Genomic DNA, 13,523 nt, shown 5'->3' with positions numbered 1-13,523 from the left:
AAATGATTTTCAGACGGCCTTTTGTTTTAGCCTAAACCCTTACAGCGGCCATTTCAATGCAGGATTGCTTTCAATGACTGCTTTGAATTGGTTTTGGATACGCTCAATTGCTTCTTGTGTATCCGCTTCAAAACGCAACACCAAAATCGGTGTGGTATTGGAAGCACGCATCAGGCCGAAGCCGTCGGGGAATTCAACGCGCAAGCCGTCGATGGTGATGATTTCGGTCGCACCTTCAAACTTGGCATTGGAAGCCAGCTCTTCAATCACTTTGTGGCCGTTGCTGCCTTCCGGCAGGTCGATGTTGAGTTCCGGAGTGGAAATGCTTTGCGGCAGCTTGTTCAACACTTCGGATGGATTGTCGAAGGCAGACAGGATTTCCAAGAGGCGTGCGCCGGCATACATACCGTCGTCGAAGCCGAACCAGCGTTCTTTAAAGAAGATGTGTCCGCTCATTTCGCCGGCAACCAGTGCGCCGGTCTTTTTCATGGTGGATTTGATGAAGCTGTGGCCGGTTTTCTCCATGACAGGATCACCGCCGTGTTCTTTAATCCAAGGCGCGAGCAGGCGGGTGGATTTGACGTCGAAAATCACTTTGGCTTTAGGATTGCGGCTCAACACGTCTTGCGCGAAAAGCATCAGTTGGCGGTCCGGATAGATGATGTTGCCGTCTTTGGTAACCACGCCCAAGCGGTCGGCATCGCCGTCAAATGCCAAGCCGATTTCGGCATCGCCGTTTTTGAGCTCGACAATGAGGTCTTGCAGGTTTTTCGGTTTGGAAGGGTCGGGGTGGTGGTTAGGGAAATTGCCGTCCACTTCGCAGAAAAGTTCGGTTACTTCGTTGCCCAAGCCTTTGTAGAGTTTACCCGCGAATGCGCCGCCGACACCGTTGCCCGCGTCGATGGCGATTTTCATCGGGCGTTTGAGCTTGATGTGGCCGACGATATTGTTGTGGTATTCGCCGGAGATGTCTTTTTCGGTTACGCTGCCTTGTTTGTCGGCGGCAACAAAACCGTCTTTTTCAATAATGGCTAAAAGTTCTTGAATGGCTTCGCCTGCGAGCGTGTCGCCGCCGAGCATCATTTTGAAACCGTTGTAATCGGGCGGATTGTGGCTGCCGGTAATCATTACGCCGCTGCCGCCGCATTCGTTGATGGCTGCGAAGTAGAGCATAGGGGTGGCAACCATGCCGACGTTGAGGACGTCGATGCCGCTGTCTGTGAAACCGCGTTGAATTTGTGCCATCAGGCCGGGACCGCTCAAACGGCCGTCGCGACCGAATGCGATGCGGGTAATGCCTTTTTCTAAGGCTTTGGTGGCAATGGCTTTGCCGATTAAGTAGGCAGCTTCGTCGGTCAGGGTTTTACCGACGATGCCCCGGATGTCGTAGGCTTTGAAAATGTCGCGGGCGATATTTGCCATGTGGATTTCCTTTGAATTTAAGGGAAAATAATAGGCGTTATTCTAACACGGCTAAAAGGCCGTCTGAAGAATTCAGACGGCCTTTTATCGTTACATCAAAGAACAGTGTTGTTTGGACGAATCAATTGTTGAAAGTGTTGCACTGGTTGATATCGCCGCTTTCCAAGCCGCGCTTGAGCCAAGTCATGCGTTCTTCGGACGAGCCATGGGTAAAGCTGTCGGGAACGACATAGCCCTGAGCCTGTTTCTGCAAGCGGTCGTCGCCGACGGATTCGGCGGCAAGCATCGCTTTTTGAATGTCTTCTGTTTTGAAGATATTGTTGTTGACGGCGTAGTGTCCCCAAATACCAGCGAAACAGTCGGCCTGCAATTCGAGTTTGACGGAAAGGGCATTGGCCTCTTTTTTGCCGACTTGCTGTTGCATTTTGTGGACTTTAGGCAGAATGCCGAGCAGGTTTTGAACGTGATGGCCGACTTCATGGGCAATAACGTAGGCAAACGCGGCATCGCTGGCGGATTCGAGCTTGGTGCGCATGTCTTCGTAGAAACTCAAATCCAAATAAACTCTTTGGTCGCCCGGACAGTAAAACGGGCCCATGGCAGATTGGCCCGTACCACAGGCGGTGGACGTACTGCCTTCATACAACACCATGGTTGTCGGTGTGTAGTGTTGCCCGTGTTGCTGGAAATATTTACTCCATGCTTTTTCGGTATCAGCAAGGACGACACGGGACAGTTCTTTCAACTCGGCTTCTTGTTGGCTGTCGAGTCGGGAAGCTTGCTGGGTAGGAATGCCCATCGAAGATGAGCCGCCAACCAAACCGCTCAAATCCACGCCGTAATATGCGCCGACCAAAACCACGATAATGCCGAGTATGCCCGGCATTTTGCCGCCACCGCCGCCACGGCTTCCGCGGCGATCTTCGACGTTTTGGCTTTGTTCACGGCCTTTCCAATCCATAATGCGTATCCTGTGTAGTTTTCATGCGGCGGATTATACTATGGAATGCCAAATGTGTTTGATCGAATTGTGAATATTGCTTGAGGCCGTCTGAAAATGCGACATCGGGAAAGTGAAACAGGCAGTATCTTTCAGACGGCCTTGGTGTTTGTTAGAATGAATAAACCTACTATTGGGAGATATAAGATGAAAGTCAGCAGTAAAGCTATTGTCAACGGCGAATTTGAAGACAAATACGGCAAGCGCGGCAGCCAGTTCAGCCCGAGCGGTATGCCTTCTTATTCGATTCCTTTTGAGATTGAAGATGCACCTGAAGGAACAAAATCGTTTGCCGTGGTGTTGGAAGACAAAGATGCCATTTCAGCATCGGGTTTCGTATGGACGCATTGGTTGATTTCGGATTTGAAACGTACTTCCGTGGCAGAAAATGAAAGTATTTCTGCAACAGATTTTACGCAGGGCGCGAATACTTGGGCGAGCGCGTTGGGTAAGTTTGAAATCGAAGAGGCTTCGTTTTACGGCGGTATGGCGCCACCGAACAACCGCCATCGTTATGAACTGATTGTGTACGCGCTGGACACTGTTTTGGATTTACCGCGCGGTTTCCGCTTTAATGAGCTGCATTTTGCCATGCAGGGCCATGTGTTGGATTCGGCATGCGTGGTCGGTACTTATGATGTGTGAAGGTATCGTCATTAATGATTGAAAAACAGCCTGTCCGTTTTGAATTCGGACAGGCTGTTTTTATGGGAAATCAAATCAATTAAACCACTTCGGCTTTGGTGATGATGACGGGTTCGGTCGGTACATCGTCGTGGTAGCCGTGGCGTTTGGTAGAAACGCCTTCGATGGCATCGACCACGTCAAAACCGTCAACGACTTTACCGAATACGGCGTAGCCCCAGTCTTGGACGACGGTTTTGCCGTACAGTTCTTTAGAGCGGAAGTTCAGGAAAGCGTTGTCGGCAGTGTTGATGAAGAATTGCGCGCTGGCAGAGTGAGGATCGGAAGTACGCGCCATGGCGATGGTGTATTTTTCGTTAGGCAAACCGTTGGATGCTTCGTTTTGAATCGGATCGCGGGTTTCTTTTTCGTTCATGTTTTCATCCATGCCGCCACCTTGAATCATGAAGCCTTTGATGACACGGTGGAAGATTACGCCGTCGTAGAAGCCGTCTTTAACGTATTGCTCGAAATTTTTAGCAGTAACGGGGGCTTTGTCGAAATCGAGTTCGATTTTGATGTCGCCTTTGTTGGTGTGCAGGATAATCATGGGTTTCCTTTCGTTAGAATCCGGTTTTAATCATTCGTTAAATTGTGTCTGAACGACAAACTTCAAGGCCGTCTGAAAAATATTCTTTCAGACGGCCTGGACTATGTTTACGGGTTTACGGCATCAGGACGAAATAAGCCCACAGCGCAACCAATACGATACAGAGGACGTTCAGCAATAAGCCGACATTCATCATTTCGCGTTGTTTAATCAAGCCCGTACCGAACACAATCGCGTTAGGCGGCGTAGCAACCGGCAGCATGAACGCGCAAGATGCGCCAATGCCGATAACGAATACCAAGACTTGTTCAGGCAGCCCCATTTGCGTAGCGATGCTGGCGAAAATGGGTACGAGCAGCGCGGCGGAGGCGGTGTTACTGGTGAATTCGGTCAGGAAGATGATGAAGGCGGCAACCACGAAAATCACCAGCAACGCAGGAGAGTGGGAGAAGGTGGAGGCAACCTGTTGACCCAATGCTTCGGACGCGCCGGAAGATTGCAGCAACGCGCTCAAACTGATACCGCCGCCGAAGAGCATCAATACACCCCAGTCGGTATTGCGCGCGACTTCTTTCCATTGCGCCACGCCGAATACGACGACGGCAACGGCGGCAATCAGGGCAATGACGGTGTCGGGGTTGGAAATACCGAATGCAGCTTTGATTTTGGAGCTGAATACCCAAGCAACGGCGGCAGCCAAGAAAATCAACAATGCGATCACGCGGTGCAGCGTCCAAGGGATAGACTCCTCTTTAACTTCCACGCGCTCGTTCAAATTAGGTTTGAGGATGACATACATGGAGAACAGCATCAGCGGCAGGATCAACAGCATCATCGGCAGGCCGAGCTTCATCCAGCCGACGAAGTCCAAGTTCAGCGCTTTGGCGGCAATCATGTTTGGCGGCGAACCGACCACGGTGCCCAAACCGCCGATACTGGCGCAGTAGGCGATGCCGAGTAGGACGAAAACGTAGGTTTTGCGTTCTTTTTCTTGATCGAGGTGGCTCATCATACCCATGGCCAAAGGCAGCATCATGGCGGCGGTCGCGGTATTGCTGATCCACATGGACAGGAAGGCGGTAACGGCAAACAGCATCAATACGGCCACTTTCATATTGCCGCGCGACAGGCGCAACAGGCTGACGGCGATTTTACGGTCGAGGCGCTGCATGTGCAGGGCGGTGGCAAGTGCGAAACCGCCGAAGAAGATGTAAATCGTCGGATCGGCAAAGCCCGCCATCGCCTTTTTGATGTCCATGTCGGGGAAGCCGAGTACGACGGCGAGAATCGGCACCATCAATGCGGTTACCGTGATGTGGACGGCTTCGGTAAACCAAAGCGCGGCAACGAAAATCAACAGCGCGATGCCTTTGTTGGCGTCGGGGCTGTAAGGTAGGACGCTGTAAATGCCGAAACAGACGACGGCGGAGATGATGGTGGTCAGCAGGCCCTTAAAGTCGGTAATCGGCTTTTGCGCACTGAGCAGCTCGACGTTTTCCGGATGCTGGGTTTTGTCCTTTGCGTGCAGATCCATAGAATGTTCCTCTGAAGTTTGCTGGTTTTTCTTTTACGCTTGTGCCAGCCGTTTTCAGACGGCCTGACAGCGACAGTATATTTGTAATTTAATGTAGTGTAAATAAATTGTAAATTATTTTTTAAAATAAAATAAAAAACGGACAAGCAGCAGGAGGGCCGTTTGTCCGTCCGATTAGGAAAGTGATTGGATTTTAAACGTTTTGTGTCGGGTTGTCTTGTGCTTTAACCAGTAGGCTGCACACGGCCAAAGCGGCCGCAGCCAAGAGCGCGCCTGCAATGCCGATATTGGAAAGGCCGAACCAAGTGGTCACGTAATGCCCCAAAAGCGCACCGCCGCCGATACCGACATTGTACAAACCTGAATAAATCGAGTTGGCCACATCAGTTGCATCCGAGGCAAATGCCAAAACTTTCGATACCATGCCCAAACTGACGATGACGATGGCCACGCCCCAAATAAACACCAGCGCGTACACCGCATAAGGGAAAGAGGCAAACGGCAGAAGCAGCAGGGCGGAGAGCAGGATGACCGCCACTGCGCCGAGCATAAACAAACGTTGCGATTTGGCAAACCATTTGCCAAACAGATAAGAAGCGGCGAAGCCTGCCAAACCGTACAGGCTCAAAACGATGGTAACTTGTTCTGCCTTAAATCCGCCAACTTGCAACACAAAAGGCTCGATATAGCTGTATGCCGTGAAATGGGCTGTAATAATCAACACCGTCATGGCATAGAGCAGCACCAGGTTACGGCGTTTGAACAAACTCGGCAGGCTGCTTAAAGAGCCGGTATTTTGGCTGGGTAAAGCAGGCAGGTTTTTGGCCAACACCAGCATTACGCCGGCAGCGCAGACGCCGATCAGCAGGAAGCTGAGCTGCCAGCCGAAGTATTGCCCGACCACGCGCCCCAGCGGAATGCCCAACACCATCGCCAAAACCGTACCCGTACTGAGCAGGCCCAAAGCCTGATTGGTTTTGCCGGCGGGGGCAAGCCGTACCGCCAAAGAAGCCGTAATCGACCAAAAGACCGCATGTGTCAGCGCAATCCCGATACGGCTGACCAAGAGGATGTTGAAGTTCCAAGAAAAGAACGACAGCGCGTGAAACAGCGCAAACAGTGCAAACAGCATCAGCAATAATTTGCGCCGTTCGATGTTTTTCGTCATCAGCATCAGCGGCAGCGACAGCAACGCCACAATCCACGCATACACCGTAATCATCATGCCCACTTCCGTTGCCGCTTTGCCAAAGCTTTGACCGATGTCGCTCAAAAGCGCAATCGGAATGTATTCGGTGGTATTGAAAATAAACGCCCCCACCGCCAGTGCGCATACGCTAACCCATTGTTTGAATGTTGAAGTCATTATTATGTCCGTTTGATGAAGCAAAGGTCGTTATTGTACGCCTATCTGCATTTTTCAGACGGCCTTAATGAAGAATTTGCAAGCTGTTTGCGTAAGGAGTAAAGTGTTCGGCAACCATATTTGTGTGAATGAAAGGAAATACAAATGCAAACAGTTACCCTCAACATCGACGGCATGACCTGCGGCGGCTGCGTGAAAAGCGTAACCCGTCTTTTGGAAGGCGTAGAAGGTGTGGAAAGAGCAGAAGTCAGCCTGGAAAATAAAAATGCCGTGGTTACTTTCGATGAAAGCAAAACAGATGCCGACGCGCTGATTGATGCCGTAGAAGACGGCGGCTACGACGTGGCTTTGTAACCCAATTAGGCATAGCATTCTTGAACAAAGGCCGTCTGAACTGTTTCAGACGGCCTTTGTTTGATAGGTTTAGCGGCGGTCGATGATTCGGTAATACACTTCGCCGTCTTGGACATAGCCCAATTCGACGCGGGCAATTTCGGCGATAGCCTCTTGTCCGTGTGCCAAGTCTTCAACTTCCGCATTGAGGAAATTGTTGCGTAAAGTGAGCGTTTGGTTTTTTTCCTCCTGACGGACGAGCTGCTCCTGCAATTCTTCCGTATGCCCGACGCTGCCTTTGCCAAACCAAAGGCTGTACTGACAGCACAAAAGTGCGAAGGTTAAAACAAAAGTCACCCACTTCATACAATCAATATCCTATATTTTGCTTATTTGCCCAGTTGGTAGAATGCGGCTTTACCGGGGTAGTAGGCGGCTTCGGCCAGTTCTTCTTCAATGCGCAGCAATTGGTTGTATTTCGCCATGCGGTCAGAACGGGACAGGGAGCCGGTTTTGATTTGCATACAGTTGGTGGCAACTGCTAAGTCGGCAATGGTGCTGTCTTCGGTTTCGCCGGAACGGTGGCTCATTACGCTGGCGTAGCGGTTGCGTTTGGCCAAGTCGACGGCTTGCAGGGTTTCGCTCAATGTACCGATTTGGTTGACTTTGACCAGCAATGCGTTTGCCACGCCTTTTTCGATGCCTTCGGCCAAGATTTTTGGATTGGTTACGAACAAGTCGTCGCCGACCAATTGAACTTTTTTGCCCAATTTTTCGGTCAGCAGTTTCCAGCCTTCCCAGTCGTTTTCGTCCATACCGTCTTCGATGGAAATGATTGGGAATTCGTTAACCAGACCTTCCAAGTATTCGGCAAATTCTGCGCTGGTGTAGGAGCGGCCTTCTGCTTCCAGGTGGTATTGGCCGTCTTTGTAGAACTCGCTGGATGCGCAGTCCAGGGCGAACAATACGTCCTCGCCTGCTTTGTAGCCGGCGGCTTCGGTGGCTTCCACCATCAATTGCAGGGCTTCTTTGTGGCTGTTCAGGTTGGGTGCAAAACCACCTTCGTCGCCGACGGTAGTTGGGAAGCCTTTGCTATCGCACAGTTTTTTCAGCGCGTGGAAAATTTCGGCACCGCAACGCAGGGCTTCGCGGAAAGATTTTGCGCCGACAGGCATGATCATGAATTCTTGGATGTTCAGGCTGTTGTTGGCGTGTTCGCCGCCGTTGATAACGTTCATCATTGGAACCGGCAGAGCCATTGGGCCTGCGCCGCCCAAGTAACGGTACAGCGGCAGGCCTGCATCTTCAGCGGCCGCGCGTGCTACGGCCATGGAAACGGCCAAAGTGGCGTTGGCGCCCAAGTTGCCTTTGTTTTCAGTACCGTCCAATTCGATCATGATTTGGTCGATATAAGATTGCTCGCTGGCATCGATGCCGATGAGGGCTTGCGCTATTTGGTTGTTAACGTGGTCAACGGCTTTCAATACGCCTTTGCCCAAGTAACGGGATTTGTCGCCGTCACGCAATTCCAAAGCTTCTTTTTGACCGGTTGATGCGCCGCTTGGTACGGCTGCACGGCCCATGACGCCGGATTCCAACAATACGTCACACTCTACAGTAGGGTTGCCGCGAGAGTCTAAGATTTCGCGTGCAAAAATATCAACGATTGCGCTCATGAATATCTCCAAAATAGGATGGTAAAAGAAAAGTAGCTTTGTTGCGCTTCAGACGGCCTTGAGGATGATTGCCAAAGTCTGATGAATGCAGACATTATACCGCCTTTGCCGGGCATGGCATCGGCGTCGGTATGAAACCGACTGTAAGTTTGTTTCACGTCAATATCGTTCAAACAAACATAGGCCGTATAGTGTAACATTTTTTACCCTTTTTAGGGTGAAAAGCTGATTAAATCAGGCATAAGGCCGTCTGAAAACCAGATTAGCCTTCGCCTAAAATCATCGAACCTACGCCGTCATCGGTCAGTACTTCCAAGAGCAGGGCGTTGGGAACGCGGCCATCTATAATGTGCGTGGCTTTAACGCCGCTTTTGGCGGCTTCGACGGCGGAGGCAATTTTAGGCAGCATGCCGCCGTACAGCGTGCCGTCTTCAATCAGTTCGTCAATGCGGCTTGGCGTCAGGGTGGTCAATAATTTGCCTTCTTTATCCAGTACGCCGGGGATATTGGTCATCATCAGCAGTTTTTCGGCTTGAAGTTTTTCCGCCAGTTTGCCGGCAACCAAGTCGGCATTGATGTTGAACGCTTCGCCGTTTTGCCCTACGCCGATGGGTGCGATGACCGGAATGCAGCCGCGTTCGACCAAGCCTTCTACCAACCGGGTATCGATGTCGGCCACTGTGCCGACTTGGCCGATGTCCACGCCTTTTTGTTCGGGCGTGTCGATTAGGAGTTTTTCCGCTTTGATGAAGTGGTTATCCCGGCCGGTAATGCCGACGGCGCGACCGCCGAAGGAGGTAATCATGGAAACGATTTCTTTATTGACGTGTCCGCCCAAAACCATTTCTACGATGTCCATGGTTTCGCTGTCGGTGACGCGCATGCCTTGAACAAATTCTCCTTTTTTGCCGACTTTTTCCAGCATTTCATTGATTTGCGGGCCGCCGCCGTGAACGATGACGAGATGCAGGCCGATCAGTTTGAGCAGGACGACATCGCGTGCGAAGCCCTCTTTTAAGGCCGACTCGGTCATGGCGTTGCCGCCGTATTTGATGACGATGATGGAGCCGGAAAAACGGCGGATATAAGGTAAAGATTCGGCAAGGACGCGCGCTTTGATCGCAGAGGAGACAGATTGTTGCTGAGTCATTGTTTCAACCTTGTTTCATGATTTCGGCCTTTATCTTAATCCCAAAGGCCGTCTGAAACAATATTTCCAAGCGCTTGAAATCCTGTTAAATCAGTTAAATGGTTGAAACCAGCCTCATGCAAACGGTAAAATGACGGTTTGCTTCGGCCTCTTTGCCGATTACTAAGGATACCCATGATGAAAATCAGCACCCAATTCGATGCCGGTTCGGTCGTTGTCAAAGACTTGAGCAACCCTGCCGATATCCGCCTCGCCCTGCGTCCCGACAATGCTTCGGAGTTTGCCCAATGGTTTTACTTCCGTTTGCAGGGTGCGGCCTATCAAAACTGCGTGATGCATTTTGAAAATGCGGCGGACGCTGCGTATCCTTTGGGCTGGGAGGACTATCAGGCTTGCGCTTCTTACGACCGCCAAAATTGGTTCCGCGTGCCGACCAGCTATGAAAACGGCGTGTTGACCATCAACCATACGCCTTTGTCCAACAGCGTTTACTACGCCTATTTCGAGCCTTATTCCAACGAGCAGCATTTGAACCTTTTGGGCGATGCGCAGGGCAGCGGTTTGTGCCGTATCGACGACTTGGGCAGTACCGTTCAAGGCCGCGATATTAATCTGTTGACCATCGGCAACCAAGTCGAAAGCGACATGAAAGTCTGGATTATCGCCCGTCAGCATCCGGGCGAAACCATGGCGGAATGGTTTGTCGAAGGTTTGTTGGGCCGCCTGCTTGATCCGCAAGATCCGACCGCGCGCATGCTGCTTGACCGTGCGACTTTCTACATCGTGCCAAACATGAATCCGGACGGTTCGGTTTTGGGCAACCTGCGCACCAATGCCGCCGGCGCCAACCTCAACCGCGAATGGGAAAACCCGACTTTGGAGCGAAGCCCCGAAGTCTTTACCGTCCGTGAAAAAATGATGGAAACCGGCGTGGATTTGTTCTTGGATATTCACGGCGATGAAGGCCTGCCGTTTGTCTTTGTGGCCGGCACCGAAGGCGTGCCGAACTACAACGAGCGCATCGAAGCCTTGGAAGACCAATTCAAACTTGCGCTGCTCAATGCCAGCCCCGATTTCCAAGACGATTACGGCTATGACAAAGATGCGCCGGGTCAGGCAAACATGACTTTGGCGACCAACTGGGTCGGCAATCATTTCAACTGCCTTGCCTATACTTTGGAAATGCCGTTTAAAGACAATGCTAACCTGCCGGACGACGATTTCGGTTGGAACGGCCAACGCTCGCTGCGCTTGGGCGAGGCCATGTTGTCTGCTATTTTGAATGTGGTTGGCGATTTGCGTTAAACCGTCCGACATTGCATACAGGCCGTCTGAAAGTTCAGGCTTTCAGACGGCCTTTGAGATAAGGAACACACATTATGATGATACATCCCCAGTTTGATCCGGTGCTGATCAGCATCGGCCCGCTTGCCATCCGCTGGTATGCCTTGAGCTATATTGTCGGCTTTATCCTGTTTACGATTTTGGGCCGCCGCCGTATCGCGCAGGGCAATTCTGTGTTTACCAAAGAAACACTCGACGATTTCCTGACTTGGGGTATCTTGGGCGTCATCTTGGGCGGCCGTATCGGCTACGTTTTGTTTTATAAATTTTCCGACTATCTGGCCAACCCGTTGGATATTTTCAAAGTGTGGGAAGGCGGCATGTCGTTTCACGGCGGATTCTTGGGCGTGGTCGTTGCCATGTGGCTGTTTGGCCGCAAGCACAACATCAGTATCTTGAAGCTGATGGATACCGTTGCGCCACTCGTACCGCTGGGCTTGGCTTCCGGCCGTATCGGCAACTTTATCAACGGCGAACTTTGGGGACGAGTTACCGAACTCAATGCTTTCTGGGCGATGGGTTTTCCCCAAGCGCGTTACGAAGATGCGGAAGCCGCGGCGCATAATCCTTTGTGGGCTGAATGGCTGCAACAATACGGCATGCTGCCGCGCCATCCGTCTCAGCTTTACCAGTTTGCCCTTGAAGGCATTTGCCTGTTTGTCATCGTTTGGATTTTCTCGAAAAAACCGCGTCCGGCCGGACAAACGGCAGCATTGTTCTTGGGCGGTTACGGATTGTTCCGCTTTATCGCCGAATTTGCCCGTCAGCCTGACGACTATCTCGGCCTATTGACTTTGGGCTTGTCCATGGGTCAATGGTTGAGCGTGCCGATGATTGTATTGGGCGTGATTGGTTTTGTTTGGTTTGGCCGTAAAAACAGTGTTGCTAAAGCGTAAATAAAACAAGAAATAAAGGCCGTCTGAAAAGGTTTTCAGACGGCCTTTTAATGTCTTCAAGAGGATGGATTTTAGGCTTAACCGAAAAAGCCCATTTTGACTTGAATGAGTTTTTCCAACTCCGGCAGGACGCGGCGGCGTGAGACGAAGAAGATAATGTGGTCGCCGTCTTGGAGGATGGTTTCGGTGTGGTGTCCCATGATGACCTCGCCGGTTGCGCCGCGGACGATGGCGGCGATGTAGCAGTCGCTCGGCCATTTGATGCCGCTGATGCGGCGGCCGACGATGGCGGAAGTGTTTTTATCGCCGTGTACCACCACTTCGATGGCTTCGGCCGTGCCGCGGCGCAGGGGGTGGACGGCAACGATGTCGCCGCGGCGGATGTGGGCGAGGATGGAGCCGATGGTAATCAGGTGGGGGGAAACGACGATATCGATTTTGTTGCCTTCGAGCAAATCGACGTAGCTTGAGCGGTTGACGATGGTGATTACGCGTTTGGCACCAAGGTTTTTCGCCAACAGGCTGGACATGATGTTGTTTTCGTCGTCGTTGGTCAGCGCGCAGAAGACGTCGATTTCGTCGATGTATTCTTCGTCTAGCAGGGTTTCGTCGGTGGCGGAACCTTGCAGGACGAGGGTGTTGTCCAGATTTTCGGCCAGCCATTCGGCGCGGTGGGGTTTATATTCGATGATTTTGATGTCGTATTTGGATTCGAGCTGTTTGGCGAGGCGGTAGCCGATGTTGCCGCCGCCGGCGATCATGATGCGGCGGGTACGCGCTTCTTTAGGACGCAATTCGCGCATGATGGCTTCCACGCTGTTGATGTCGGCGGCAAACAGGACTTCATCGCCTTCGATGATGACGGTTTGCGGGGTGGGGACGATCAGGCGGTTGTTGCGGTAGATGGCGCAGATTTGGCAGTCCACGCCTTCGAGCAGGTGTTGGTTGATGTCGGCAATTTCACGGCCGATCAGCAAACCGCCTTTGCGGGCTTGAACAATCACCATGCGCACTTTATCGTTGGCAAAACTGAGTACCTGCAATGAGCTGGTGTAGTTGAGCAGGCCGACGAGTTGTTCGGTAACCAGTTGTTCAGGGCTGATGGTTTCGGTAATGCCGAAGATGTTGAGGCTGCCTTCTTCGGGGTTGTCGCTGCCGTCAACCGGATATTCGAGGTATTCGCTTGAGCGCACGCGTGCGATGCGGCTGGGGATATTGAATAGGTCGGCGGCGATTTTGGAGGCGACAATGTTGGTTTCGTCGCTGCGGGTCAGGGCAAGCAGGAGGTCGGAATCTGCCGCGCCTGCCTGTTCGAGGGTAAAGGGCGATGCGCCGTTGCCGACGATGGTTTGGACATCGAGGCGGCTGCTGATGCGGTTGAGCGCTTTTTCGTCGATGTCGATGATGGTAACGTCGTTGCTGGGAACGGAGGCAAGGTTTTGGGCGACGGTCGAGCCGACTTGGCCGCTGCCGAGAATGAGTATTTTCACGGTAATCGAGTGTGTTCGGTAAAAATGAAATTGTAACAAAAGGCCGTCTGAAATTGGAGTTTCAGACGGCCTGATTTT

At 51.8% G+C, this 13,523-nt stretch carries 13 protein-coding genes; 4 read left to right on the top strand and 9 right to left on the bottom strand.

Features of this window, described 5'->3' with window-relative positions; genetic code table 11:
• Positions 1-39: 39 nt before the first annotated feature.
• Both HMPREF2711_RS01825 and HMPREF2711_RS01820 read right to left on the bottom strand, forming a co-directional pair.
• Complete coding sequence (locus HMPREF2711_RS01825) at positions 40-1,422, bottom strand: phosphomannomutase/phosphoglucomutase (RefSeq protein ID WP_003747097.1); 1,383 nt, start codon at positions 1,420-1,422, stop codon at positions 40-42.
• Positions 1,423-1,543: 121 nt separating this feature from the next.
• Positions 1,544-2,383: a KPN_02809 family neutral zinc metallopeptidase gene (locus HMPREF2711_RS01820; RefSeq protein ID WP_070615345.1), complete on the bottom strand. Its 840-nt coding sequence runs from the start codon at positions 2,381-2,383 to the stop codon at positions 1,544-1,546.
• A 186-nt stretch (positions 2,384-2,569) separates the two neighbouring features.
• On the opposite strand from HMPREF2711_RS01820, the gene HMPREF2711_RS01815 reads away from it, so the two are divergent.
• A complete protein-coding gene (locus HMPREF2711_RS01815) occupies positions 2,570-3,067 on the top strand; it encodes a YbhB/YbcL family Raf kinase inhibitor-like protein (RefSeq protein WP_002232090.1) in 498 nt (165 codons plus the stop codon).
• Between the two features lie 79 nt (positions 3,068-3,146).
• Here the strand turns inward: HMPREF2711_RS01815 and HMPREF2711_RS01810 are convergent, their stop codons facing one another.
• The 3 genes from HMPREF2711_RS01810 to HMPREF2711_RS01800 all read right to left on the bottom strand — a co-directional run bounded on the left by HMPREF2711_RS01810 (position 3,147) and on the right by HMPREF2711_RS01800 (position 6,556).
• Positions 3,147-3,656 carry a peptidylprolyl isomerase gene (locus HMPREF2711_RS01810; protein ID WP_003747093.1) on the bottom strand — a complete coding sequence of 170 codons (510 nt, stop codon included), beginning with the start codon at positions 3,654-3,656 and terminating at the stop codon, positions 3,147-3,149.
• A gap of 115 nt (positions 3,657-3,771) precedes the next feature.
• A complete protein-coding gene (locus tag HMPREF2711_RS01805; protein WP_003747091.1) occupies positions 3,772-5,190 on the bottom strand; it encodes an SLC13 family permease in 1,419 nt (472 codons plus the stop codon).
• A 193-nt stretch (positions 5,191-5,383) separates the two neighbouring features.
• Positions 5,384-6,556 carry a sugar transporter gene (locus HMPREF2711_RS01800; protein WP_003747088.1) on the bottom strand — a complete coding sequence of 391 codons (1,173 nt, stop codon included), beginning with the start codon at positions 6,554-6,556 and terminating at the stop codon, positions 5,384-5,386.
• 144 nt (positions 6,557-6,700) lie between these two features.
• Here HMPREF2711_RS01800 and HMPREF2711_RS01795 point away from each other — a divergent pair, with 144 nt between their 5' ends.
• Positions 6,701-6,910, top strand: a complete 210-nt coding sequence (locus tag HMPREF2711_RS01795) for a heavy-metal-associated domain-containing protein (RefSeq protein ID WP_070615342.1) — start codon at positions 6,701-6,703, stop codon at positions 6,908-6,910.
• A gap of 69 nt (positions 6,911-6,979) precedes the next feature.
• On the opposite strand, the gene ftsB is transcribed toward HMPREF2711_RS01795, so the two are convergent.
• From ftsB to argB, 3 genes are all read right to left on the bottom strand, one after another.
• Positions 6,980-7,255, bottom strand: a complete 276-nt coding sequence (gene ftsB, locus HMPREF2711_RS01790) for a cell division protein FtsB (RefSeq protein ID WP_003679613.1) — start codon at positions 7,253-7,255, stop codon at positions 6,980-6,982.
• A gap of 23 nt (positions 7,256-7,278) precedes the next feature.
• A complete protein-coding gene (gene eno / locus HMPREF2711_RS01785) occupies positions 7,279-8,565 on the bottom strand; it encodes a phosphopyruvate hydratase (RefSeq protein ID WP_003746198.1) in 1,287 nt (428 codons plus the stop codon).
• Positions 8,566-8,827: 262 nt separating this feature from the next.
• Positions 8,828-9,715, bottom strand: coding sequence for an acetylglutamate kinase (gene argB, locus HMPREF2711_RS01780; protein WP_003746203.1), 888 nt, complete (start codon positions 9,713-9,715; stop codon positions 8,828-8,830).
• A gap of 174 nt (positions 9,716-9,889) precedes the next feature.
• Between argB and HMPREF2711_RS01775 the strand changes: the two genes are divergently transcribed.
• Together HMPREF2711_RS01775 and lgt are read left to right on the top strand one after the other, a co-directional pair.
• Positions 9,890-11,020: a M14 family metallopeptidase gene (locus HMPREF2711_RS01775; protein WP_003746205.1), complete on the top strand. Its 1,131-nt coding sequence runs from the start codon at positions 9,890-9,892 to the stop codon at positions 11,018-11,020.
• 74 nt (positions 11,021-11,094) lie between these two features.
• Complete coding sequence (lgt, locus tag HMPREF2711_RS01770) at positions 11,095-11,955, top strand: prolipoprotein diacylglyceryl transferase (protein ID WP_003746206.1); 861 nt, start codon at positions 11,095-11,097, stop codon at positions 11,953-11,955.
• 77 nt (positions 11,956-12,032) lie between these two features.
• Here the strand turns inward: lgt and trkA are convergent, their stop codons facing one another.
• On the bottom strand, positions 12,033-13,445 hold the full coding sequence (gene trkA / locus HMPREF2711_RS01765; RefSeq protein ID WP_003746208.1) for a Trk system potassium transporter TrkA: 1,413 nt from the start codon (positions 13,443-13,445) through the stop codon (positions 12,033-12,035).
• Positions 13,446-13,523 lie beyond the last annotated feature (78 nt).

The organism is Neisseria sp. HMSC070A01, from assembly GCF_001810165.1.
Classification (GTDB): Bacteria; Pseudomonadota; Gammaproteobacteria; order Burkholderiales; family Neisseriaceae; genus Neisseria.
The sequence above is the reverse complement of the archived record's forward strand: the minus strand, read 5'-3'. Positions and strand labels throughout refer to the sequence as shown.

Excerpts from the sequence above, each read along its gene's own strand:
- HMPREF2711_RS01810 (WP_003747093.1), bottom strand. The coding sequence starts at position 3,656 with ATGATTATCCTGCACACCAACAAAGGCGACATCAAAATCGAACTCGAT.
- HMPREF2711_RS01775 (WP_003746205.1), top strand. The coding sequence starts at position 9,890 with ATGATGAAAATCAGCACCCAATTCGATGCCGGTTCGGTCGTTGTCAAA.
- HMPREF2711_RS01795 (WP_070615342.1), top strand. The coding sequence starts at position 6,701 with ATGCAAACAGTTACCCTCAACATCGACGGCATGACCTGCGGCGGCTGC.
- HMPREF2711_RS01825 (WP_003747097.1), bottom strand. The coding sequence starts at position 1,422 with ATGGCAAATATCGCCCGCGACATTTTCAAAGCCTACGACATCCGGGGC.
- HMPREF2711_RS01815 (WP_002232090.1), top strand. The coding sequence starts at position 2,570 with ATGAAAGTCAGCAGTAAAGCTATTGTCAACGGCGAATTTGAAGACAAA.
- HMPREF2711_RS01805 (WP_003747091.1), bottom strand. The coding sequence starts at position 5,190 with ATGGATCTGCACGCAAAGGACAAAACCCAGCATCCGGAAAACGTCGAG.
- lgt (WP_003746206.1), top strand. The coding sequence starts at position 11,095 with ATGATGATACATCCCCAGTTTGATCCGGTGCTGATCAGCATCGGCCCG.
- HMPREF2711_RS01800 (WP_003747088.1), bottom strand. The coding sequence starts at position 6,556 with ATGACTTCAACATTCAAACAATGGGTTAGCGTATGCGCACTGGCGGTG.
- ftsB (WP_003679613.1), bottom strand. The coding sequence starts at position 7,255 with ATGAAGTGGGTGACTTTTGTTTTAACCTTCGCACTTTTGTGCTGTCAG.
- HMPREF2711_RS01820 (WP_070615345.1), bottom strand. The coding sequence starts at position 2,383 with ATGGATTGGAAAGGCCGTGAACAAAGCCAAAACGTCGAAGATCGCCGC.
- eno (WP_003746198.1), bottom strand. The coding sequence starts at position 8,565 with ATGAGCGCAATCGTTGATATTTTTGCACGCGAAATCTTAGACTCTCGC.
- argB (WP_003746203.1), bottom strand. The coding sequence starts at position 9,715 with ATGACTCAGCAACAATCTGTCTCCTCTGCGATCAAAGCGCGCGTCCTT.